Origin of the sequence: Marinomonas profundimaris, from assembly GCF_000508165.1 — a bacterium.
Taxonomy (GTDB): domain Bacteria; phylum Pseudomonadota; class Gammaproteobacteria; order Pseudomonadales; family Marinomonadaceae; genus Marinomonas; species Marinomonas profundimaris.
On sequence record NZ_AYOZ01000012.1, the window covers coordinates 55,052 to 78,141 of the forward strand.

The 23,090-nt window shown below is 45.4% G+C and carries 22 protein-coding genes; 10 read left to right on the forward strand and 12 right to left on the reverse strand.

Annotated elements, in window-relative coordinates:
* Positions 1 to 2: 2 nt before the first annotated feature.
* The 8 genes from D104_RS26480 to amaB all read right to left on the reverse strand — a co-directional run bounded on the left by D104_RS26480 (position 3) and on the right by amaB (position 10,905).
* Positions 3 to 1,115 carry a branched-chain amino acid ABC transporter substrate-binding protein gene (locus D104_RS26480; RefSeq protein ID WP_024023667.1) on the reverse strand — a complete coding sequence of 371 codons (1,113 nt, stop codon included), beginning with the start codon at positions 1,113 to 1,115 and terminating at the stop codon, positions 3 to 5.
* Between the two features lie 471 nt (positions 1,116 to 1,586).
* On the reverse strand, positions 1,587 to 2,774 hold the full coding sequence (locus D104_RS36975; protein WP_084546008.1) for a divergent polysaccharide deacetylase family protein: 1,188 nt from the start codon (positions 2,772 to 2,774) through the stop codon (positions 1,587 to 1,589).
* Between the two features lie 36 nt (positions 2,775 to 2,810).
* Complete coding sequence (locus D104_RS26490; RefSeq protein WP_024023669.1) at positions 2,811 to 4,088, reverse strand: S41 family peptidase; 1,278 nt, start codon at positions 4,086 to 4,088, stop codon at positions 2,811 to 2,813.
* Positions 4,089 to 4,140: 52 nt separating this feature from the next.
* Positions 4,141 to 5,280: a murein hydrolase activator EnvC family protein gene (locus tag D104_RS26495; RefSeq protein ID WP_024023670.1), complete on the reverse strand. Its 1,140-nt coding sequence runs from the start codon at positions 5,278 to 5,280 to the stop codon at positions 4,141 to 4,143.
* 7 nt (positions 5,281 to 5,287) lie between these two features.
* Positions 5,288 to 6,817, reverse strand: a complete 1,530-nt coding sequence (gpmI, locus tag D104_RS26500; RefSeq protein ID WP_024023671.1) for a 2,3-bisphosphoglycerate-independent phosphoglycerate mutase — start codon at positions 6,815 to 6,817, stop codon at positions 5,288 to 5,290.
* 100 nt (positions 6,818 to 6,917) lie between these two features.
* The gene (locus D104_RS26505) at positions 6,918 to 7,832 is read right to left on the reverse strand and encodes a LysR substrate-binding domain-containing protein (protein ID WP_024023672.1); all 915 of its coding nucleotides are present in this window, start codon (positions 7,830 to 7,832) and stop codon (positions 6,918 to 6,920) included.
* Positions 7,833 to 7,980: 148 nt separating this feature from the next.
* Complete coding sequence (locus tag D104_RS26510; RefSeq protein ID WP_024023673.1) at positions 7,981 to 9,252, reverse strand: NAD(P)/FAD-dependent oxidoreductase; 1,272 nt, start codon at positions 9,250 to 9,252, stop codon at positions 7,981 to 7,983.
* 108 nt (positions 9,253 to 9,360) lie between these two features.
* Positions 9,361 to 10,905, reverse strand: coding sequence for an L-piperidine-6-carboxylate dehydrogenase (gene amaB, locus D104_RS26515; protein ID WP_024023674.1), 1,545 nt, complete (start codon positions 10,903 to 10,905; stop codon positions 9,361 to 9,363).
* Positions 10,906 to 11,082: 177 nt separating this feature from the next.
* On the opposite strand from amaB, the gene D104_RS26520 reads away from it, so the two are divergent.
* The 9 genes from D104_RS26520 to D104_RS26560 all read left to right on the forward strand — a co-directional run bounded on the left by D104_RS26520 (position 11,083) and on the right by D104_RS26560 (position 17,894).
* Complete coding sequence (locus D104_RS26520; protein WP_024023675.1) at positions 11,083 to 11,937, forward strand: LysR family transcriptional regulator; 855 nt, start codon at positions 11,083 to 11,085, stop codon at positions 11,935 to 11,937.
* A 111-nt stretch (positions 11,938 to 12,048) separates the two neighbouring features.
* Positions 12,049 to 12,852, forward strand: coding sequence for a DUF1338 domain-containing protein (locus D104_RS26525; RefSeq protein ID WP_024023676.1), 804 nt, complete (start codon positions 12,049 to 12,051; stop codon positions 12,850 to 12,852).
* Positions 12,853 to 13,025: 173 nt separating this feature from the next.
* Complete coding sequence (locus tag D104_RS26530; protein WP_036200796.1) at positions 13,026 to 13,445, forward strand: rhodanese-like domain-containing protein; 420 nt, start codon at positions 13,026 to 13,028, stop codon at positions 13,443 to 13,445.
* An 11-nt stretch (positions 13,446 to 13,456) separates the two neighbouring features.
* Positions 13,457 to 13,711, forward strand: a complete 255-nt coding sequence (gene grxC, locus D104_RS26535) for a glutaredoxin 3 (protein WP_024023678.1) — start codon at positions 13,457 to 13,459, stop codon at positions 13,709 to 13,711.
* Positions 13,712 to 13,775: 64 nt separating this feature from the next.
* Positions 13,776 to 14,258 (forward strand): protein-export chaperone SecB, encoded by a 483-nt coding sequence (secB, locus tag D104_RS26540; protein ID WP_024023679.1) that lies wholly within the window; start codon positions 13,776 to 13,778, stop codon positions 14,256 to 14,258.
* Between the two features lie 53 nt (positions 14,259 to 14,311).
* Positions 14,312 to 14,515, forward strand: a complete 204-nt coding sequence (locus tag D104_RS37620; protein WP_268743896.1) for a disulfide bond formation protein B — start codon at positions 14,312 to 14,314, stop codon at positions 14,513 to 14,515.
* Between the two features lies 1 nt (position 14,516).
* Positions 14,517 to 16,184 (forward strand): hypothetical protein, encoded by a 1,668-nt coding sequence (locus D104_RS26550; RefSeq protein ID WP_024023681.1) that lies wholly within the window; start codon positions 14,517 to 14,519, stop codon positions 16,182 to 16,184.
* Between the two features lie 52 nt (positions 16,185 to 16,236).
* Positions 16,237 to 16,863 (forward strand): penicillin-binding protein activator LpoB, encoded by a 627-nt coding sequence (locus tag D104_RS26555; RefSeq protein WP_024023682.1) that lies wholly within the window; start codon positions 16,237 to 16,239, stop codon positions 16,861 to 16,863.
* 2 nt (positions 16,864 to 16,865) lie between these two features.
* Complete coding sequence (locus D104_RS26560; protein WP_024023683.1) at positions 16,866 to 17,894, forward strand: LPP20 family lipoprotein; 1,029 nt, start codon at positions 16,866 to 16,868, stop codon at positions 17,892 to 17,894.
* A 106-nt stretch (positions 17,895 to 18,000) separates the two neighbouring features.
* Here D104_RS26560 and D104_RS26565 read toward each other — a convergent pair whose 3' ends face one another.
* Genes D104_RS26565 through D104_RS26575 form a run of 3 tightly spaced genes read right to left on the reverse strand, consistent with a single transcriptional unit; the run spans position 18,001 to position 20,873 of the window.
* Positions 18,001 to 19,287, reverse strand: a complete 1,287-nt coding sequence (locus D104_RS26565) for a TRAP transporter large permease (RefSeq protein ID WP_024023684.1) — start codon at positions 19,285 to 19,287, stop codon at positions 18,001 to 18,003.
* Positions 19,284 to 19,793 (reverse strand): TRAP transporter small permease, encoded by a 510-nt coding sequence (locus tag D104_RS26570; RefSeq protein WP_024023685.1) that lies wholly within the window; start codon positions 19,791 to 19,793, stop codon positions 19,284 to 19,286. Before D104_RS26570 ends, D104_RS26565 begins: the two co-directional genes overlap by 4 nt.
* Positions 19,794 to 19,841: 48 nt before the next feature.
* Positions 19,842 to 20,873, reverse strand: a complete 1,032-nt coding sequence (locus tag D104_RS26575; protein WP_024023686.1) for a TRAP transporter substrate-binding protein — start codon at positions 20,871 to 20,873, stop codon at positions 19,842 to 19,844.
* Positions 20,874 to 21,394: 521 nt separating this feature from the next.
* On the opposite strand from D104_RS26575, the gene D104_RS26580 reads away from it, so the two are divergent.
* Positions 21,395 to 21,727, forward strand: a complete 333-nt coding sequence (locus tag D104_RS26580; protein ID WP_024023687.1) for a PBPRA1643 family SWIM/SEC-C metal-binding motif protein — start codon at positions 21,395 to 21,397, stop codon at positions 21,725 to 21,727.
* 129 nt (positions 21,728 to 21,856) lie between these two features.
* Here D104_RS26580 and pobA read toward each other — a convergent pair whose 3' ends face one another.
* Entirely contained in the window at positions 21,857 to 23,059 is a 1,203-nt protein-coding gene (pobA, locus tag D104_RS26585; RefSeq protein WP_024023688.1) for a 4-hydroxybenzoate 3-monooxygenase, read from the reverse strand.
* Between the last annotated feature and the right edge of the window lie 31 nt (positions 23,060 to 23,090).

Below are 23,090 nucleotides of genomic sequence, written 5' to 3' on the forward strand. Positions count from 1 at the left end.
AATTAGTTTACTTGATGATATTTACCTTGAGCATCCCACTCATACATAACGTAATCTGAAACCGTCAAATCACCTTTGTCATCAAAGTCTTTCTTACCCATTACGGTATTAACAGAATGAGACTTCAACCACTCAGAACCTTTTACAGGATCTAAATTGTTATTAGACAAAGCCGCTGCAACGACTTGCATCGCTGTGTAAGAATACAGCGTATAGCCTTCTGGCTCATAACCGCTATCACGGAATTCTTTGATCACTTTCTTACCTGAAGGATAAGAAGATGGTGGCGCACCAAATGTCATCAGTACACCGTCTACGTATTTAGGTGAACCCGCAACGGATACAAACTCATCCGATACAATACCGTCACCAGAGATGAAAATGGCTTTTGATCCTTGCTCACGTAACTGACGAACCAATGGACCGGCTTCTGAATGAAGGCCACCAAAATAAACAACATCCGCATCAACAGAACGAATCTTAGTGATCAACGCGTTGAAATCTTTCTCACCACGCGTCAAACCTTCATACATCACTTCTTTTACGCCATACGCGTTAAGTGTCGACTTCATGGCATCGGCAAGGCCTTTACCATAAGTATCTTTATCGTGAATAACCGCAACGCGTTTTGCTTTAAGAACGTCAACAATGTAGCTTGCCGCTACGTCACCTTGTTGGTCATCACGACCACATACACGGAAAACGTTTGGTAAACCTTGATCTGTAAGTGTTGGGTTTGTAGAGGCTGGCGTTACCATTAACACGCCCGCTTCTTCATAAATTCTTGACGCTGGGATAGACGAAGAAGAACAGAAATGTCCAACAACCGCTAAAGCACCATCGGAATCGACTAAACGGTTGGCAACAGAAACCGCTTGTTTTGGCTCACAGGCATCATCTGCTTTCACAAGCTTGATCATTTCGCCTTTAAGACCGCCCGCAGCGTTGATATCTGCCGCTGCTTTTTCAGCCCCTTTCCACAGTTGCTCACCAAAAGCTGCATAAGGACCAGTATGTGGACCTGCTACACCGATGACCACATCAGCCTGAGCCAGTGTTGCCGCTCCAGCGACAGCAAGAGATATTAATGTTTTTCTAATAACCGCATTTGACATAAGAAAAGCCTCTACTCGTTTTGTGTTTTATCGTTATTATTCAAAAGCAAGAAGCGTTCCAAAAACATTAGCCTTTATCAAAAGGCATATAATTTGGAACTTTCACAGTAACTATTCAAAAAATGTGCACCGCTACGAGGCTACACAGTAATATTAGACTAAACTTTGGTCAATAGTAGTGCGTACAAATAATGCAAATTACATAAAGAAAACGCTATACGGCAGTAAAAAGGCAAAATAAAACACTAACAATCAAAGGTTATATAGTTTTTTATACTTCTAAGAGAATTTCTCTGCACTAGGTGAGAGCAAGATAAGAAAGGATTCGTTCTGAAGTGATGCGGTGTATATAGACTACCCACGAGTAGAAATAAGGCAACACCTATAACGTATTACAAAGAAAGAAATAAAAGTTGCAAAAAACTACGATTTTTTATCAAAAAACTCTGAATCGACACAGAATATTCAAGATTACTTACTCTGAATATTTTTCTGTCTCACAACCAGCACATCGGATAAGTGGACAAGTCGAACGCCATCTCGCTCTAAATGATGCAGACGTTTTTTAAGATACGCCATTGTTTCTGGATAAGGGTGCCCAATTGCCAAAGCACTTCCGTGGCGCTTTGCTAATTTTATAAGACGAGAGAATTGCTTATCAATTGCCTGTTCAGTACGAATATTATCTAAAAAAACATCCCTACTGACCGTTTTCAAACCGTACTCTTGTGCCGTTTTTCTCGCCACACTTTTAGGACTGGTTAAGCTGTCTATAAAAAACAGCGAGCGCCCTTTCAATGTTTCCATCACCCATTTCATCGAGTCTTCTTTGGTGGTTAACAAACTGCCCATGTGGTTATTCACACCTTGGATACCAGGCAAACCATCTAGATCTTTATTCAAGGTCGCCTTTAACTCTTGTTCTGTCATCTTGGCGTACAAACCACCGGGACCAAGTTTCAATTCACGTTGGTTTTCCATTGGAGCATGCAACAAGGTAATGCGTTTCTGTTCTTTTGCGGTCAATGCCGTTGCACGAGCAAAAGGCGTTTCTGGCAAAATAGCCAATGCTACTTCGCTAGGCAACGCTAAAGAAGACGTCATTCCTTGGCGATTATAACCAAGATCATCAATAAGTATCGCGATTCTTGGCATTTTTGGATGCACATCAACGGCCTGAATAGTCGCAGGAACGACCGCTTTATTAGGCAATTTTTCTTCAGACTCCACCTTGAGTACGGGTAATGGCTTAGTATCAGATTCAGGGAGATGACCGATTGGCGCGTCTAGGAAAGGAACAATGGTTGGCGACCAAGGCTTCACAACATCGAACATTGGAGCGATTGGTAATATTTGAGGGTGCGGATTTGTAGAAAGATCTGACGGTTGTGACGATGTATTTTTCACAGAATGAGTCTGTTTTTTAGGGGTTAAAACAGGCCCCAAGTGCTCAGGAAGGACAACAGGCACATTAAAAAATGTTTGCTCTTCCTTTTCGGTGGCCTGACTCTCGTCAAGTGGCACAACTTCAACGTCTTCATTCACCAATACAGATGTATCAATACCTGTCGCCGTATCCACGGAATTCGACTCATTCGCCCATCCAGACAAACACAGTAACAAACCAATAACGACAAACACTATTTTAAAATTAACCAAACGACTGCTTACCAAAAAAATACATAGAATAAAAAATTACGGCTTCTGAATTAGCTTAGGCAAAGTTTTCAGAATGGTAACCGCCTGAAAAAGTTGGAAATCGCTTTTTGCGAGCGCTCCAATATCCGATTTAACATCGGCACTGGTTCGTTCTTTTCCGCCCGTACCATTGCCTAAATGTCCTTTAAGTTCGGCTTCTTTAACAATGAACTGCCCTTTCTCAAAGGTCAAAGACGCTTGAGGCACAACAAGGTCTGGGGTAATACCTTGCGCTTGGATTGAACGTCCATTTGGCGTGTAATACAACGCGGTGGTTAATTTCACGGCATCACCATTTGAAAGCGGCACCACCGTTTGCACCGAGCCTTTACCAAACGTTTCCGTTCCCATGATCACCGCGCGCTGATGATCCTGTAAAGCCCCAGCGACAATCTCAGACGCGGACGCAGAACCTTCATTCACGAGTACGACAAGTGGAATCTTCGCCAGCCTGGTGTTTTTCTTGGTTGCCGTAAACTGACTCTTCGATATCTCATGACGCCCGTTTGTGTAAACAATGATGCCTTGATCAATAAACGCATCAACGATGTTCACTGCGCTTTGCAAAACACCGCCAGGGTTATTCCGTAAATCTAAAACAACCCCTTTAATATCGCCTTCTTTTTTCAATCTATCGATGGCTTGGTAAAATTCATTTCCGCTGTCACCTTGGAATTGACTGATACGAAAATAGGCAATGCCATCGCCTAACCATTTTTCGGACACACTATCGTCTTCCACCATGCGACGCGTAAGCTCGTAATGTTTCACTTCCCCATCGCGTTCAATATCCAATGCCACGGTGGAACCCACTTCGCCGCGCATGAGCGTTATTATATCCTGCATGCCAAGGTCTGTGATGAGCGTGTTGTCAATTTTAACGATGATGTCACCCGGTAAAATACCCGCTTCAGACGCGGCAGAAGCATCAACGGGTGTCACAATAATCAAATGATTGTCTTTCATTTCGACTTCAACACCGATGCCTGCATAGTTTCCAGACGTCTGTTCATTGAAATCGACCAATTCATTTTTTGTAAAATACTCTGAATGTGGATCAAGCCCTAACACCATGCCTTTTAATGCTTTATGAAGAATGTCTTCGTCAGACAAGACTTCCACATAGCCTTCGCGGATGGTTTCAAAGGTTTCAACAAAAGACTGAATTTCAGCGGTGGGCAATGTCGATTGATCCTGAGTATCTATCGCAAGAACAGGCGTCGCTAATAGCACCATAAATACCAAGGGAATTCGCTGACGTAGAATCTTGATCATATTTATTCCTATCACTTTTTTACTAGCCGCTGGTTTAAGCATGTCATGTAAATCAACCAGCACGTACCCAAGAAAGGGGTTTAAGTGGTGTGCCATTATGGCGAATCGCAAAAAATAAAGCCGTATCAGGACGACCACCAGTACTGCCTGCCATGGCAACAGTATCGTTGGCTCCGACCCATTCACCAACTTCTTTTAGTAAGCTCTGATTGTAACCATATAATGACATGTAACCATCACCATGGTCTAAAATAAGTAAAAAACCAAACCCTCGCATCCAATCCGAAAACACTACTCGGCCTTGGAATATTGCATGAACAGGTTCGCCTTCTTTCGCACGCAACGTCACGCCCCCTAAATTAATACTGCCGCTCGTGGAAAGCGCAGAAACAACATTTAAAGGACGAACCAACTTGCCGCGCTGAGAGGAAAAAGGCACATCTTGATCCGGGATTTGCACATCCGCCAAAGCCTCTTCTAAACGCTGGAGCATTTCTTGTAAGTCTTGCTGATTTTTTAACAACTGCTTAGAGCGTTTATCGCCCTTGGCAAGGTCCTTGTCTAATTTGACCAATAAATTACGGCGGTCTGCTTGTTGCCCTGTCAGTCGACTGCGCTCTTCTTTTAATAACACTTCTTCTCTGGCTTGCTGAGCACGATGACTGCGAATGCTTTTTTCCACCAGATTCAAATCGCTCACTTCATTAATGAATCCATTAATCAGAGACTGACGAGCATTCGAAAAATAACGATTGTATTGCACCAAACGCTGAGTATCTTCAGAGCGGTCGCCGTCCAATAAGAACTTAATGCTTTCTTCATCACCGGAACGATAAACCGCCCTTAATTGGGCGGCTATTTGTTCATTTTGTTGTTGAATACTGAGTTGAAGTGATCGCTGCTGGGTTCTTAATTCCCCAAGCTGTTTTTCTCCCTTTTTCAAACTGTCTTGGATATTTTGGATCTTTTTGAGCAACTCTTGAATGTCTTTTTCTTTACCTTCAAGCTGATTTTCTACATCAGATCGCTCAGATTTAAGATCCTTTAGCCAGCCATTCAGCTTCTTCAAATCTTTCTGCAAAGTTTGAATCTGCTGCTTCGCTTCCTCCGGAGTTTGTGGTTCACCTGCCGCCCAGCTAACGCTGGACAACAAGAGAAAACACAAAACAAGACAACGAGACAATAAGGTCATCCTAGCCTCAGCCACGCGTGAGCAAGCTCACACCCGTCATTTCAGCGGGTTTTTCCATTCCCATCATATCCAACAAAGTCGGTGCAAGATCACACAATGCGCCTTCTTTAATGCCAACACCTTCTGTCGGAGTAAACAGAACCAATGGAACAGGTCCAATCGTATGCGATGTCAAAGGCTGAGAACCGTCGTCACTCAACATTTGCTCTACGTTTCCGTGATCCGCAGTAATCAAACATTGTCCGCCGTTCACTTTCAACGCCGCAATAATTCGACCTAAACAAGCATCGACCGCTTCAACCGCTTGTACGGCCGCAGAAAAAATGCCGCTGTGTCCGACCATGTCCCCGTTGGCGAAGTTACAAATGATGGTGTCGTATTTGCCCGCTTCAATGACTTCTACCAGCTTATCTGTCACTTCTGGCGCGCTCATTTCTGGTTTCAAATCATAAGTAGCGACATTTGGCGATGGAATCAATTCGCGCTCTTCTCCATCAAACAAGGCTTCTTCGCCGCCGTTGAAGAAGAAAGTAACATGCGCGTATTTTTCCGTTTCTGCGATGCGAAGTTGTTTTTTGCCACTTTTCGCCAACACCTCACCGAGCGTATTGCTCAATGCAATCGGCGGAAACGCAACGTCAGCGTTGATGTCTGACGCAAACTCAGTGAAGGTGACAAAGGATGAAAATTTCGGATAAACCGTACGTTCAAAACCGTCAAAATTTGCATCCGTAAAGGCTCGAGTAAGTTGACGAGCACGATCTGGGCGGAAGTTAGCAAAAATAATAGCGTCTCCATCCTGAACCGGTGCTGGCGCACCAATCACACTGGCTTTTACAAACTCATCATTTTCATCACGATCGTATGCGGCCTGAATGGCATGCGCCGCAGTGTCCGCTTGAAACTGACCTTTGCCCATCACAATCGCATCGTAAGCCGTTTTCACTCGATCCCAACGGTTATCACGGTCCATTGCATAATAACGGCCCGTCAATGTGGCAATCTTACCTACGCCTAATTCAGCCAGCTTTGCTTCTAATTCCGCCGTCGGTGTTTGAGCAGAACGAGGTGGTGTGTCCCGCCCATCGGTAAAGCCATGAACATAAATGGCTTTCGCGCCGCGCTTGGCGGCCATTTCGCACATTGCCATGATTTGCTCATGATGACTGTGAACACCCCCATTGGATAACAAACCTAGGATATGCACTGCTTTGTTCGCCGCGACCGCTTTATCAACGGCATTGACTAAGGCTTCATTTTCAAAAAAAGTGCCATCATCAATGGCTTTTCCAATACGGGTAAAGTTCTGATAAACCACACGACCAGCACCCAAATTCATATGGCCAACTTCAGAATTGCCCATTTGGCCTTCAGGTAAACCCACTGCAAGGCCAGACGTTTTAATTAAAGTATGAGGATGGTTTTTCCAAAGCGCGTCCCAGTTTGGAGTATTGGCAGCAGCAATGGCGTTCGATGTAGAAGTCTCGCTGTATCCCCATCCATCAAGGATGAAAAGGGCGGTGGTCTTTTTGTTCATCTTAATCTATCCCGTAAGTTGATCGTGATTATCATTTGATACTATCACAGGCTTGTAATTTTGTTACAGGTTCGCGTATCTATTCAGGCTATAAGTTTCATTAATGAGTGCAGAACAATTCATTTCGTTTTGCCAACAACCAATCACGAAAAATCACGACTTGCTCAAGATCTGCTTTGTCCACAGGGTAGGACAAAAGGTATTCGTGTGGCGTCGATACCGCCTTGCCAAACGGCGCCACCAGCTCACCTGTGTTTAAACTACGTTCAGCGAGAATCGTTGGCAATATTGCAATGCCCATTCCATGTTTTGCTGCTTCCAGTAGCATATGAAAGTGAGCAAATGAGGCGCCCGCAAAGGAGCCGCTTTCTAACCCTTGAGACACCATCCAATCTGGCCACGCATTCATCCGTGACGATAAATGCAAAAATGGAAACTGAGTAACATCTTCCACTCGCCACTCACCGATCGCGTTATCACCAATACGCGACAACAACTCAGGTGAGCTGACCGCGATAACATGCTCTCGAATTAATTGATGTGAAATCGCGCGCGGCCAATGATCGCCGCCATAATGCAAAATAATATCGATATTTTCAGGGTCAATTTTTGCGGCGTCGTCCAAGGAACGTACTTTGATCTGAAACTGAGGATGCTCGAGTTGAAACTCCGCCAGCAGCGGCATCAACCAATATGACGCCAAGGTTGGTAATGCCGAAATGGTCAGTGTGGTTTTTTCGTCTTCACGGTGTAGCATTTTTAGACACGCGTTTTCCATGCCATCCAGCAATGGCACCACTTCTTTGTAATACGCAGCGCCCGTACCAGTTAAAACCAATCGTTTATTGAGACGGATAAAAAGATCACGGGACAAAAACTCTTCGAGGTTACGAATTTGTCGACTGACCGCACTTTGGGTTAGGTGTAACTCTTCCGCAGCCTTAGTGAAGCTTAAGTGCCTAACTGAAGCTTCAAAGCATTTTAACGCAGTGGAAGAAGGGATATAACGGCGCATGGTGACGTTACTCGCTCACAAAAAAAGAAAGTAAAAACAGGAAGGTAATAACTGTATCCTATATCACGCTTATTCCCAAACAGTTAAATGTAAAAACGCACCACAAAGATGCGTTTTTAACATTTAAATACACCATCAAAACAACCAATTAGTCCAACGCGTGGGATTGTTGACCAAGATGATAAGTATGCGCACCCACCTCATAAAACATGCGTTTTAACTCTCTAAAGGGAATGTCTCTTAACAAGGTAGTGGGAATCGACAAACTTTCCCGTTGCCCCGCAAACCATTGCGCCAATTCCGCCCCCACCACTGTTCCGGGACCAATGCCTCGACCACTGTAACCGGCTACGCTGAACAAGCCATTTTGCAACTGCTGACAATGAGGCAAATGATCCTCACTGTAGGCAATTTTTCCCGTCCAGCAATAGTCCCATTCTACTTTATTCAAAATCGGAAACAGCGCTTTAACACGCTGACACGCCCAATTCGACAACACACTGCCTTCACCGCCCATACCACCGAAAACCAAACGCCCCTGTTGATCAAGACGAAAAGAGCTCATCACAGTACAGGTGTCCCAAACACCTTCTTTGTTCGGCAGGATGCTCGCCAATTGCGCATCCGTCAGTGCCTTACTCGCCAACTGAGAATAAAAAATCGGCACGAATTTTCGTGCCTGCTCTTTTACGCCCTGCTCGCTGTACGCGTTGGTCGCCAAGATGACTTTCTCCGCGTGCACTTCTCCGCGATCCGTATGAATCGCCCAACCACTTGGTGTCGGTTCGATTTTAATGACGGGAGAATATTCGAACAATTTCGCGCCTTCTTTTAACGCCGCGTCCGCAAGGCCTCTGGCGTACGCCAATGGCTGAATCGTTCCCGCCCGCGGATCAAACAAGGCCGCATTAAACTTATCAGAACCAATTCGAGATTGCGCTTGCGCCGCATCCAATAACTGAACGGGCGCACCGCGTCGAACCAATTGCTCGTAACGACGTTCTAATTGCGCCAATCCCGCTTTACCAACACCGGCGTGCAAGGTGCCGTGTCGAGTGGCTTCGCACTGAATACCGTATTCGTCGATCAAACCATACACATAATCAGGCGCCACAGCCAAGGCGTCATAAAGCCGCTTGCCAGCTTCTGCGCCAATGGTTTTATCCAACTGATCGGGTTCCAACCATAATCCGGCGTTGGCCAGTCCGACATTACGCCCTGAACCGCCAAAGCCAATTTCATGCGCTTCAACCACCACAACAGACAGACCAAATTTTGCCATGTGCAATGCCGCCGACAACCCTGTAAATCCGCCGCCAACAATCACCACATCCACATCCAAACGCCCTTCTAATGACGTTAGCACCGGCGCGGCTGGCGCACTGGCTCGCCACAAGGAATCACACAATAATTCAGACATAACGACCACTCCAGAAGCGACCACGATCAGGAAACAAAAATCCATAATTAACGCACGACCAGATTTTCATCTCGTCGTGCTAAACGCCTTTATTCGAGCACTAAACTTCTATTCAAATACAATGCCTTGCGCTAACGGCAAATCACCACCGTAATTGACCGTGTTTGTGGTACGACGCATGTAGTTTCTCCACGCATCGGAACCCGATTCACGACCACCACCTGTGTCTTTTTCCCCTCCGAACGCGCCACCAATTTCCGCGCCCGATGTACCAATATTAACGTTAGCAATGCCACAATCCGAACCCGCTGGAGACATGAACATTTCCGCTTCACGCAAGCTTTCGGTAAAGACCGCTGACGACAATCCTTGAGGCACTTCATTTTGAATGTCGATCGCTTCGTCAAAAGCGCTGTAGGTCAAAACATACAGAATCGGCGCGAAGGTTTCTTCATGAACAATCGGCGCATCGTGTGCAATACGAACGATCGCGGGCTTCACATAAAAGCCCCCCGCTGGAACGCCTTCCGTGACACGGTCGCCACCGCAGATGATCTTGCCACCTTGCTGTTTCGCGGTTTCCAATGCCGCTTGCATGCGACCAAAACTGCCTTCATCGATTAATGGCCCAACAAGGTTGCCATCCGTTAATGGGTTGCCGATCGACAATGAACCGTACGATTTCGCCAAACGCTCAACCAAACCATCCACGATGCTTTCGTGCGTAATAAGTCGACGTAACGTGGTGCAACGCTGGCCCGCCGTTCCTGCCGCCGAAAACACAATGGCACGCAACGCAAGATCCAAATCCGCCGTGTCCGACACGATCATGGCGTTGTTGCCGCCAAGTTCTAATAAAGAGCGACCCAAACGACCCGCGACCGTTTGTGCCACGGCGCGACCCATTGCCGTCGAACCTGTCGCCGACACCAACGGGAACGTCGCATTCGCCGCAATGGCTTCGCCCAAATCACGATCGCCAATCATCACAGACACCGCCGCTTTAGGGATATCAGGCATATCAGCAATGACATTTTGTGCGATTTGATACATGGCCAAGGCACACAATGGGGCTTTTTCAGACGGCTTTAGTAGGATTGGATCACCACAAACAAGACCCAACATGGCATTCCACGCCCACACGGCCATCGGGAAGTTAAACGCAGTAATCACCGCAACCGGACCCAGTGGCTGCCATTGCTCCATCATTCGATGCCCTGGACGTTCCGACACAATGGACAAACCATGCAACATGCGAGACTGACCAACGGCAAAGTCACACACGTCGATCCATTCTTGCACTTCGCCTAACGCTTCTGGGGTGATTTTTCCCGCTTCAAGCGAGATCACTTGCGCCAATTCATTTTTATATTTGCGCGCTTCGTCACCAATTCGACGTACCAACTCGCCGCGACGTGGCGCCGGAATCGTACGCAATACGTTGAACGCGTCTTTTAATTCTGCTGTTACTTTTTCCAGCTGCGCAGGTGTCGCATTGTTAAAGGTAGACAGCATCACACCATCAATCGGACTGTGAGCCGAAAAAGGATGCCCTTCACCCAGCACCATGGTATTGCCTGTTAAAAGACTGAAGAAAGTATCGCCCTGTTTTAGGGAGTTGATGCCCAATGTGTCCAAGCAAGCCAATGACATATGAAACCTCTTAAAATGTGTTTAGAAATAAAACTCAACGTCCTCCACCATAACCAGCTCACGTTATATTGAGAAATACCATTTTCCTGCCAGTGGTCTAGTTTTTCCCTATGGCTGGATTGCACGTCTATAGGTATATTGAAAAGACACTTTATTCGACACTTAAAAGAGCACCACATGGACATTCGATCATTACGTTACTTTATTGCCGTCTACGAAGAGCGCAGCCTAAGCGCCGCCGCCAAACGCTGCTTTGTTGCTCAGCCTTCGATTTCGACCACGGTGGCGCAACTGGAAGAAGACCTCAGCACCAAGCTGTTTGTGCGCCATTCAAAAGGTGTATCGCCAACCGACAGCGGCTCGCAGCTTTATCCACACGCGTGCAAGATGGTCAGTGATCTCAGCGCCATGCGCAGTTTGTTTATTGATTCGCCCGCACCATTGGCTTTGTCGATTTCCTTGACGCCTTTTTTGTCTGGCGCTTTGATCAGCCAAGTAATCAAAACCATGCTGGATGAAGTATCAGGCTTAACGCTCAAGCTGGTCGATGAATCTGAACGCGCCGATCTGCGCTTTACTTGCAGTCGTTACACAACAGAAGAAGATGTGTTTTATCCGCTCTGGGAAGACGATTACGTGATCGCGATGCCGTTGGATCATTGGCTGGCGGATTTCCCTTCTATTTCCATCAAGCAAATCGACAAACAGCCTTTTATATCGCGAACACCATGCGACATTTTAGAATCGTGGAATTACCTGATGCAAAAGCAAGAGCTCACCACGGACGTTCGGGCGCAAGTCAAAACAGAGGAATACGCGCTGGATTTGGTCGCAGCGGGATTGGGGATTTCATTGATTCCCGAGCATTCTTCTCGCGGACGCAACGACCTTTGCCTACGACCACTGAACGACGTGAAGTTGAAACGTGTGGTCGGATTGGCGCATAAAAAAGAACGCAGCTTTCCAGCGCACTTGATAAACACGATTTTGACGGCCAAACAGCAATTACTTGTTAATAAAAGCCCTGTATAAAGGTCGCTCATAATACTTTTACGCATCATGAAATGCATTTTTACCTTTTGCGTTACGGCTTATCCCTGAACTAAAGTAACTGAACGATTTAACGCCATTGCGAGACACTGTATGACACCTAATGATTTTTTTAGCGCTTTATGGGACAGCTACACACAAATCACCCCACAAGCTCAGCGTATTCAACAACTTTTCGAAAGCCATGGCGAAACCGTATTAAACGATCATGTGGCCTTTCGTACTTTTAATAACTCACCAATATCATTGGAAAAGTTAGAACCTCAACTGGAAGCCATTGGTTACAAGGCATACGGCGCGTTTCGCTTTGAGAGCAAGCACCTTAAAGCCCGTTGTTATAAACACGAAACAGACGTAAATTCCCCTAAGGTTTTCCTTTCTGAATTATTAGTAGAAGAACTGCCTGAGTCGTGCCAAGCCATTATCAATCAGTTTATCGAACAAATTCCGGCCGATGCGGTGCAAAGCCCTGCTATTTTCTGGGCGGGAAAACTATGGAAAACACCTACCGAAGCGGATTATCTAGCGCTCGCAGAACACAGTGAATACGCCGCTTGGTTGTCCACTATGGGATTACAAGCGAACCACTTTACTGTCAGCATTAACCATCTTAAGAAATACCCAACCATCGAAGCCGTTAACCAAATGCTGATCGATGAAGGTTATGCGCTGAACGAAGTTGGCGGCCTAGTAAAAGGCACGCCGCAATCCTTCCTAGAACAATCTTCGACCATGGCCGATAAAGTGGATTACACCTTTTCCGATGGATCACAAAAAACCATTCCAAGTTGCTTTTATGAGTTTGCTCGCCGTCACACCATGTTAGACGGCACGCTATTTGACAGCTTTATCGAAGGTAACGCGGATAAAATTTTTGATTCCACCAATACCAAATAGCACTGCGATTTCCATGAAACGAAGGATTACGGGGGCTAGGCGCTCGTAATTCATTGTTTCTCTATCATTTCCACGCCTCCCCTCATCATATATTTGTCACCTTTGTCTGAGACTATGTACCGATTCCACTCGGCGTGTATAATGCTGGCAGTTTAAATATGGGCCTTACGATTATGATGAACCAACTTATTGAATTTTCTATTAACCACTGGGAAATGGTCGCTGTCTTTTTAGCGATTCTTGCTACCTTACTTTTTGTTGAAAGCAAAGGCGGCGCACAAGGACTAACCCCTTCAGCAGCCACGAGTTTAATGAACAGCGAAGACGCTGTTGTTGTTGATATTCGTCCTGAGAAAGAGTTCAAAACAGGTCACATTACCGGCGCTTTAAATATCCCTGCGACTAAGATGAAAGAAAATCTTAAACGTCTTGAGAAACACAAAGACGCCCCAATCATCATAGTATGCAAATCTGGTGTAACCTCTGGCGCAAGTGCAAAAGACTTGAAGAAAGAAGGTTTCGCTAAGGTATACAAACTTCAAGGCGGCATTGCTGAATGGCAATCTTCTAGCTTGCCATTAGTGAAAGGATAAGAGATAAAATCATGGCCACTGTTACTATTTATTCCAGCAACTACTGCCCATTTTGCACACGAGCAAAGCAACTTTTATCGTCTAAAAATGTCGCCTTCAATGAGATTTGCGTGGATGGCAACAACAAACTGCGCCAAGAAATGACACAGAAAAGTGGGCGCACGTCGGTTCCTCAAATATGGATCGGCGAACACCACATTGGCGGCTGCGATGATCTTTTTGATCTTGAACGCCAGAAAAAAGTCGATGATCTACTTGCTCAATAATCGTTTACTTGCCTATTTCATTTGGCGATAACGTAATATTTAAAATATAAAAAAAGGAACATTTATGTCTGATACAACAGAAGCGAACACAGCTGCAGAAACTCAAGAAGCACCTACACCACAACTGTCTATGCAGCGTGTTTTCTTGAAAGACATTTCTTTTGAATCACCTCGTTCACCGATGATTTTTCAAGAAGAGTGGAAACCTGAAGTTGGCTTGGAACTGAACACCAAAAGCCGTCAAGTAGGCGAAAGCGTTTACGAAGTCGTATTGGAAATTACGGTTACCGTAAAAAACAGCGGCGAAGCAGGTTACTTAGTGCAAATTCAACAAGGCGGTTTATTTGTTGTTTCTGGCCTTGATGATCAACAATTACACCACGCTTTGGGTGCATTCTGCCCAGCAACATTGTTCCCATACGCTCGTGAAAATATCGATGCGATTGTTGTAAAAGGCAGCTTCCCTGCCATTATGCTTGCACCAATCAACTTTGATGCGCTTTATCTAGAAAGCCTTCAAAAGCAACAAGCTGAAACCACTCAATAGATAATATTGACGTGTAAAAAAAGGAGGCCACGCGCCTCCTTTTTTAATGCATAATAAAGACAGATTGCCTTTTAGTATCACCCGTATTTTTAGTATCTCCAGTACTTTTAGTTCGCCTATATATGGAAACTGTGATGAAAAAGAAAAAGAAACCTTGTCCGAATTGCTTAAAAGCTCGCTGGTTACTCCTCTACCTTGGCTGCTTTGCCTTGCTCGCCATATTGGTCGCCAATCAGTTTTTGAATAAAGGAATGTAATGTGCGGTGGATCTTTCTTTGCTTAAGCGTGATTTTTTTGGCTGGTTGCGCCACCTACAAACAAGACATTGAAGCCGGATTAAGCCTAGCGAAAGAAGGCGAATGGAAAGAAGCCGAAGCGAAACTAGAAGGTGTATTAGACAACTCACAAGACAAGCTACTTTATTACATGGAGATTGGCGCGCTCGCCCAGAACCAAGGCGATTTTGAACGCAGCAACGCCCTGCTAGAACAAGCAGAAAGAATGAGCGACACCTTCTTCCCAGAGAATTTTACGAATCGCTCTTGGGCGTTATTAAGCAATCCAAGACAAAGTGATTACCACGGTAGCGGCATGGAGCGAGTTTACATCAGCTACCTAAAATCCATGAATTACCTCGCCTTAGCGGCAGGTGAAAACAACACTGCAAAAAAACGTCACTTGAACGACGCCGCCTTGGTTGAAGTTCGTCGTATTGATATTAAACTCAATGAAATTCGCGCACAAAATCCCAGTTATCAAGATTTGAACGCCAAAGAAAACCAAGCCTTCTACATGAAGGCATTAAGTTGGTTAGGAGATTTTTATACTGGCGGCCGAGATACAGACCAATTCCTCTACCGTGATGACGCGTGGGCGCGTTATATGGAAGGCCTACAATACGAAATAAATGGCGAATACGACGACGCGCGCATCAGCTATCAAAAAGCCGCCAATTTGTACGAAGATGGCTACGCAAAACAATACGACTTACCAACAGTCACGTCAGAGCGCGCATGGTTAGACACTATCCGTATGATGCAAAAAGGCGGTTTTAGCCAGAGTGAAATCCAACAACAAGTCAATGCCAAGCTGTCAGCTGAGATGCAGGAAACACTCAAGCAATATCAGAGCGGCGATGCGGAATTGGTTGTCTTAGAACACCAAGGCTTTATTCCCGATAAGCGTGAAATGACATTATTGCTGTACGCGGATCCACGCGCATACTCATTGGTTTTGGAACCGCTTCACGGCGGAGGCAGCATCGAAGCGAATGACGCTTTTCGTTGGTTTACCATGGTCTATGCCGATATTAATCCACTCAACCTAATTGCCAACTACAAAACGGGCGGCGCGTGGGGCACCTTTTCCGGCATTTTTACCAAACGAGTCATTCTTGGACGTCCAGTTTGGCAGCAACTTAACTCTGCCAAGGTCGATACATTACTTACCCAACAAACCATTCGTGTTACCGTGCCTTACTATGGTCGCTTCACTTTGGACAAACATCAAACCACACTGCAAGTGAATAACCCCAAGGCCAAGGTTAAAAATCACAGCGTAAGAATGACATCGCTCGCCGACATTTCGTTTCAAGAACAACTCGCACAAGCGCAACGAGACATTTATGAAGGTTTAATCCGAGAATTATTGCGCAGTTGGTTGGCGTATCAAGTGGCGGCCAATGTTCAAGATGAAAGCGCCAGTTTGATATTAAACCTTATTGGACAAGTTGCCGTGTTTGCGTCGTCTGCCGCCGATACTCGAAATTGGCTCACACTGCCAGCGCAAGTCAGGCTAACACGAGAACCGCTGCCACCAGGAGAATACACGCCAGACTATACGGTGAATAAGAAAACCTTCTCTCTTGGCAAAGTGAACTTAGAAGCGAATAAAATTACGCTTTGGAATCTACGCAATCCGAATTAAATTGATTACACTAAATGCCTAGTTTTAGGTAAAAGGACGTAAGGAAAATACTATGTACATTGATAAACTAACATTGTCTAAATGGGCTTCTCTGTCATGGAAAAGCATGTTCACGCTCTTTATGGCCGCATTATTAACCGCTTGTTCTGGCAGTGTAAAACGCATCGATACCAATGAGGATGTGATGCTATCAGACCGTTGGAATGACACCGATTCCCGTCTCGTAGCGGAAGAAATGATGGGGGACATGCTGACCTTCCCTTGGTTCCGTGACTACAACTTCAGTCAAAAAGGCAATCCAACGGTGATCGTTCAGACGATTCGTAACAAAACCTCCGAGCACATTCCAGTCGACACCTTTATCAACGACATCAAACGCAGCCTACTGCGCGCCGGTAAAGTAGATTTTGTTGTGTCAGGCGCAGAACGAGACGAAATTCGTACTGAGCGCGAAGAACAAGCTTTGAACGCGGCACCAGATACCGTAGCGAAGTTCGGTCTAGAACAAGGTGCAGGGTTTGCCTTATCCGGCACCATCAATTCCATCGTGGACTCAAACGGCGACCAACGTGTTAGCTTCTACCAAGTGGATTTAAAACTGATCGATATGACAACCAACCGCGAAGTGTGGAATGGTCAGAAGAAACTTAAAAAATTGGCAGACAAAGGTTTCTTCTAATAATGAAATCTTCCGTCCTTCCAATGCCGTTAAACTGGATCATGGTAACGGGGCTGTTACTCACTCTGACAGGGTGTTTAGGCTCCAATACCAAATCTGATCAAGCACAAGAGACGATGCCAAATTGGGTGTCGTCTCCCCCAAAAGACAGCACCCATTTGTATGGCGTTGGCAGTGCACCACGCATTGAGAACATTGCTTTGGCGTTTACTCAAGCAGAGCAAAACGGCAACGCTCAAATCGCACAACAGCTGCGAACTCAAGTGAGCCAAGTCAACACACAAGATACTCAAGTCCGATCAGGCCAAGGTGGTGAGCAAGTTTCAAAGATACAAACCGCTTACACCCAAGTCACCACATCACCGATTGAGCTAGAACAAGCCATCAACCAACAACGCTTCACTGGACAAAATTACGTTTACGCACTGCAAGCGATTGATCGCACTCGTATTGTCGCCAAGTTAACGTTCGCCATCAACGAAACAGATAATCAAATCCGTAAACAAGCGTCTATCCTGACCACGCCACTGCCTAAGCCACCCGCTGTACAAGATTGGCAAGTGTATATGCAACTTATTCCACACTTTGCTCAACGTAAAGCGTACGCAGAAGAGCTTAGCCTGTACTCCACCGAGCGTACTTTGGCTGGACAAGCCGACGCAGACATTCAAATTATTGAAGCGCAACTGAGTAAAGCATTAGCCAGCTTTGGCTTTGATACGTCTAAAACAAACCAAGCAGACGCGTTAGCCAGCGCCTTGTCACATTTTGGATTAACGCCAAAAGCCAATTCTCTTTTCAAACTCAATAGCCGAACCCAGCAACACCACGAAACACAAGGTGGGCGTTTTTATGTCTTTGAAGACGGCACACTGGAACTCATGGACCCAACTGGCTCTCGACTGGCTTCTTGGACCGTCAGTTCTCGAGGTATCGCCAAGCGCTTAGAAAGTGCTCAAGAAAAAGCGACATTAAACTGGGCGAATCAAGCCATTGAAGCCATGTTCACCTGGTTAACCCGTTTGGATTAAACCTAATTGGATTAGCGCTAAAACACGCACAAAAAACGGCCCCAGTAGGCGCCGTTTTTTGTGCTTTCAATGTTTATAAGCGAAACAGGGTCGTTCTATCAATCCGTTACACCAAGCCAATGGCCAACATTGGAAACGCCACAATCAGCGCTAAGCGAAGTAAGTCTGAGATCACAAATGGCATAACGCCTTTGTACATATCGCCAATGGATATGTGGGGCGCCACCGATTTAATCACAAACACATTCATGCCCACCGGAGGCGTAATCAAGCCTAACTCCACCGTGATCACCGCCACGATACCGAACCAAATGGGATCAAAGCCAGCCGCTTGAATGAGCGGATACACCACAGGCACAGTAAGCAACAACATCGCGATGCTGTCCATGACACAACCCAGCACCATAAACAGAATCAACACACAAAATAGCACCATGTAAGGCCCTAAATGCAGGCTGTCGACATATTCAACCAAAGAGAATGAGATCCGTGACACAGAAAGAAAATAGCCAAACACCTCAGCACCAATGATCATAAAGAAGATCATCGCAGACATAACCAAGGTTTCACCGACCGCATCTTTAAACTGTTCGAAGCGCATGCCACGTACAATAGCAATCAATAAGGTGGCTCCCGCGCCTACGGCAGACGCTTCCGTTGGTGTGAACCAACCACTATAGATACCGCCGATAATAAACACAAAGACGCCAGTAAAAGGCACTAACCCCTTAAGGCCAAGAATCTTTTCTTTTAAGGTTGTCGCTTTACCTGGTTGCGCAATATTTGGAAAAACCGTTACCAACACCGCCACTGTTAGACCGTACATGACCAACCCAAGCAAACCTGGAATTACACCCGCAATAAACATGGCGCCGACCGACTGCTCGGTGATCAAGGCGTACAATAGCAGAGCGATTGAAGGTGGAATCATGATGCCTAACGTGCCACCCGCCGCTAACACACCGGTTGCTAACGTTGGTGCATAGCCATTTTTTTCCATTTCAGGGAGCGCAACACGCGACATGCTGGCCGCAGTCGCCATTGATGAACCTGAAATCGCGGAAAAAATCCCGCAAGACGTCACTGCTGCCAGCGCCATTCCACCACGCCAGCTACCAAACATCGCCCTTGCGCCTTGGAATAGCTCTTGCGACATCCCAGATTTGGACGCAAACACCCCCATAAGAATAAACATGGGAATGGGACTAAAGCTATAATTAGACAGTGTTTCAAAAGGCCCACTGGCAAGAATAGAAACAGCGGGATCAAATGCGACAATCCAACCAAAACCCACAAAACCTGCCAACGCCATCGTCAAGGCAACAGGTGCACGCAGTGCAATTAGCAGCAGCATGGCTGCGATACAAATAATACCTATCATCGAAGTACTCATGACTCGGCCTTTTTAGAAAATAATAACGACAACGTATACGTTACTGCTGACACAGTAAGCATAAAGGTTGCAAAACAAGCCACCGCATAAAAATACGTCAATGGAATCAATAAGTCCTGAGTCGTTTCATAACTCATCTCAGCTTCACCCACCAAGTGATAAAAGCTGTAACTCATACCCGCGCCCATCAACCCAAAACAAAAAATATAAACAGCTTCCAGTACTTTTTTCGTTCGCGGTTGAAGCCGTTCCGTAAACAGGTCAACAATGACCTGTGAACGGCTAACAGAGTGCGGAAGAATGAAGAGCACGGTAAACAGCAGACTGTATTTCACCAACTCAATGCCACCGAGAATAGTCCAATCCACTGAACCATTCGTTATAGTAAACAAACCTCGGGTGAAAACATCAAACAGGGTAACCACCATCATTGTGATTAAAAACACCCCGCCCAACAAATGCATTCCATGCGTGATACGCTCTATTAATTGAGCTATTACCTTCATTAAAACTCTCCAACTACCACAACTCTTGGTCATATCTATACGCTTTCGTTATTTACAAGCGGACTGAGACAATTCAACGGCACGAGCATATACCTTATAAGAAGGTAAGCCTTTTGCTTGCAGTTCATTCAAGTAATCTTCTGTTGCTTGATAAAGAACTGGTTTCCATAAAGGATTCTCTGCACCGCCTTCAATGACGTTGATTTTGTGTCCCATTTCAATGGCTTGAGCACGACCTTTCGCATCCAAATCATCAAATACGGTCGCGGCTTTCTTAGACCATTCAATGCCTGAGTTATGATCAATAACCTTTTTAAGATCCGCTGGAAGACGGTTATAAAAAGATTTATTAATGGTCATTATGAAGGCAAGTGTATAAAGACCACCCACTTCCGTATGGTGTGGTGTTAGTTCATTCAAGCGGAACGTGTATTCCCCTTCCCAAGGCAAAGCAACACCATCAATCACGCCACGTTGAGTAGACTGATAAGACGCAGGTGCTGGCATACCAACAGGCTGAGCACCTAGACCTTCAAGCAATTTTGCAACCACAGCCGTAGGGCGGCGAATGCGCAAACCTTCTAAGTCTTTCGGTACTTTGATTTCTTTATTGGTGGTATGAATGCCGCCTGGCCCATGCGTAAACAAGAACAGAGGTTTGGTTTGACGGTATTCGTTTGAAATCAGGCCTTCATCGTACAAAGACTGAACGATACAAGAACCTTGTGCCGCATTTTGAGACACACCGGGTAACTCAACAATTTGCGTTAGCGGGAAACGGTTTGCTGTGTAGCCTTGAACCGACACAGACACATCGGCGATGCTATTTTTAACGGCATCGTATTGCGCTGGTGGTTTAGCAAGCGTGCTGGATGGGTACATCTGAACATCAATACGTCCATTCGATTCCGTTTCTACGGCCTCAGCCCATTTCATAAATAAATTTTTACTTGGCCCTGATACTTCTGGAAAGAAGTGACTGAAACGCAAAGTATATTCAGCGGATGCGTTAGCTTGAGCGCTAACAATGGCGGATGCGGCAACAGCAGTGATTGCGGCCTGCTTGATTATTTTTATCATGATCGACTCCCAAAATAGCTTTATTGTTTTTTTATACAATTTTTAGAACTGATTTACCTTTATGAGATTAACAACCTAATGATCGAAAAGGTAATTGATTATAAGTGAGAGGTATTGAAAAATTGGATAGCACTATTGTCTTTTTTGAGAAACCAATCGTTTCCAGCCGCCTAAAAAAGCCAACATTAATTTATAATTAATTGATATTATTAAATAATTTATATTATTAAGCGATGTTTAAAAAAAAGACACCCCTTTCATTTTTTCATAAAGCACAAGGCCTGAAGTATCCCCCTATTTGAAAACATCGAGAGATATTTTCAGCATATTCCTTGTGATGGGTTAATCATTTTATAAAAGGGCATCACATCGAAACAACCAATGAAGAATGCCCCACCCCCAGTGTAAAAACACACCTTTTAGCGGCATTAAAGGTACGCGCTAACCATTCTAAACTCTGTTAAACTGCGCAGTCTTGAGTCACTCGCTGTGAGTGGTTTTACATATCATTAGGAACACCAGTGTCAAAATTCTTTTATCGTGGTAGACCCGATATCATGGGTAAGCATAACCAAGGCAATTATCAGCCTAAGCCTAAAGTAAAATCTGGTAGCGAAGAAAACCCGCTAATTTTACAAGTACAAAGCACCGAGCGTGAACGTGAAATAAACGCCATATTGGTCGCTAACAACTTAATTGCCAACATTAGCATTAACAGTGAGATTGAGGAGGACATTACGTCTTTGGACTTCTTATTAAACAAACCTGTTACTCAACTTGTTGAAAAAACACCACAACGCAACGACCCGTGTTCGTGTGGTAGCAATAAAAAATACAAAAAATGCTGCGGCTAAAATCCCCCCGTTTAAGCATTTTAGCTTGATGGTTTGTTTTAAATAAATGTGCCTATCAAGTCTCTAAAAAAAGCGGCTGTAATAAACATTACATTGCCGCTTTTTTTGCTACGAGCACACCTTTATTGCTTAAATCAGATCTTCATAAGGCAGCCCGACGTACTGCATTGCAATCACTCTACGACCCGCCTCATTATCCGTGTAGAAATTCAGCTCCGAACTCATAAATCGACCGTGCGTTTCTGCGTCTGTGTTGTTTCCGCTGTCATCACTGAAATCGTGCAGCATGTTCGTCATCCACCAAGAAAAACGCTCACCATGCCAGACTCGGCGCAAACAAATTTCGGAATATTGATGTATGCAGTCTTTGTCGCCGTCTTTATAAACCCGCGTGAATATTTTGTTTAGTGTCGCCACATCAGACGCAGCGAGGTTCAAGCCTTTCGCGCCAGTTGGCGGCACAATATGCGCGGCATCTCCGACTAAAAATAAATTTCCGTATTGCATCGGTTCACAAACAAAAGAACGCAACGGCGCGATGCTCTTTTCGATCGTCGGGCCCGTCACCAGTTTTTCGGCAACATCGTCAGGGAGACGACGCTTTAATTCTGTCCAGAAGTCATCATCGCTCCAGTTTTCGACCTTGTCGGTCAAAGGTACTTGGAGGTAATAACGCGAGCGGGTAGCAGAACGCATGCTGGTCATCGCAAAACCGCGATCCGTTTTACAATAAATAAGTTCATCGTTTACCGGCGGCGTATCCGATAAAACACCGAGCCAGCCGAATGGGTAAACACGCTCAAATTCTTTACGAGAAGATTCTGGAATGGTTGGGCGAGACACACCGTGAAAGCCATCACAACCCGCTATATAATCGCAATCTAAACGGTGTGTTTGGCCACCGTGTTCAAACGTGACATAAGGAGAATCGGTTTTTACATCGTTCAACACCACATTACTGGATTCATAATACGTTGTTAAACCAGCGCCTGAACGTGCGTCCATCAGATCCCGTGTGACTTCAGTTTGACCATACACCATCACAGTGCTGCCACCCGTCAGTTTTTCCAGTTCGATTTTTACACGTTTGTTATTAAAGGCTAACTCGACGCCCGTGTGTACCTGGCCTTCTCGATCCATACGCTCGCCAACACCGGCTTCGCGCAGTAAATCCGTCATGCCTTGCTCAAGCACCCCAGCACGAATACGCCCAAGGACATAGTCGCCAGATGCGCGTTCAATAATCACGTTATCAATGCCTTGTTTGGACAACAATTGACCCAGTAATAGACCCGACGGGCCAGCACCAATGATGGCAACTTGAGTTCTCATCTTCTCTCACCTTAATTTATTGTTTTTCTAA

Excerpts from the sequence above, each read along its gene's own strand:
- D104_RS26480 (WP_024023667.1), bottom strand. The coding sequence starts at position 1,115 with ATGTCAAATGCGGTTATTAGAAAAACATTAATATCTCTTGCTGTCGCT.
- D104_RS26490 (WP_024023669.1), bottom strand. The coding sequence starts at position 4,088 with ATGATCAAGATTCTACGTCAGCGAATTCCCTTGGTATTTATGGTGCTA.
- D104_RS26495 (WP_024023670.1), bottom strand. The coding sequence starts at position 5,280 with ATGACCTTATTGTCTCGTTGTCTTGTTTTGTGTTTTCTCTTGTTGTCC.
- gpmI (WP_024023671.1), bottom strand. The coding sequence starts at position 6,817 with ATGAACAAAAAGACCACCGCCCTTTTCATCCTTGATGGATGGGGATAC.
- D104_RS26505 (WP_024023672.1), bottom strand. The coding sequence starts at position 7,832 with ATGCGCCGTTATATCCCTTCTTCCACTGCGTTAAAATGCTTTGAAGCT.
- D104_RS26510 (WP_024023673.1), bottom strand. The coding sequence starts at position 9,252 with ATGTCTGAATTATTGTGTGATTCCTTGTGGCGAGCCAGTGCGCCAGCC.
- amaB (WP_024023674.1), bottom strand. The coding sequence starts at position 10,905 with ATGTCATTGGCTTGCTTGGACACATTGGGCATCAACTCCCTAAAACAG.
- D104_RS26520 (WP_024023675.1), top strand. The coding sequence starts at position 11,083 with ATGGACATTCGATCATTACGTTACTTTATTGCCGTCTACGAAGAGCGC.
- D104_RS26525 (WP_024023676.1), top strand. The coding sequence starts at position 12,049 with ATGACACCTAATGATTTTTTTAGCGCTTTATGGGACAGCTACACACAA.
- D104_RS26530 (WP_036200796.1), top strand. The coding sequence starts at position 13,026 with ATGATGAACCAACTTATTGAATTTTCTATTAACCACTGGGAAATGGTC.
- grxC (WP_024023678.1), top strand. The coding sequence starts at position 13,457 with ATGGCCACTGTTACTATTTATTCCAGCAACTACTGCCCATTTTGCACA.
- secB (WP_024023679.1), top strand. The coding sequence starts at position 13,776 with ATGTCTGATACAACAGAAGCGAACACAGCTGCAGAAACTCAAGAAGCA.
- D104_RS26555 (WP_024023682.1), top strand. The coding sequence starts at position 16,237 with ATGTACATTGATAAACTAACATTGTCTAAATGGGCTTCTCTGTCATGG.
- D104_RS26560 (WP_024023683.1), top strand. The coding sequence starts at position 16,866 with ATGAAATCTTCCGTCCTTCCAATGCCGTTAAACTGGATCATGGTAACG.
- D104_RS26565 (WP_024023684.1), bottom strand. The coding sequence starts at position 19,287 with ATGAGTACTTCGATGATAGGTATTATTTGTATCGCAGCCATGCTGCTG.
- D104_RS26570 (WP_024023685.1), bottom strand. The coding sequence starts at position 19,793 with ATGAAGGTAATAGCTCAATTAATAGAGCGTATCACGCATGGAATGCAT.
- D104_RS26575 (WP_024023686.1), bottom strand. The coding sequence starts at position 20,873 with ATGATAAAAATAATCAAGCAGGCCGCAATCACTGCTGTTGCCGCATCC.
- pobA (WP_024023688.1), bottom strand. The coding sequence starts at position 23,059 with ATGAGAACTCAAGTTGCCATCATTGGTGCTGGCCCGTCGGGTCTATTA.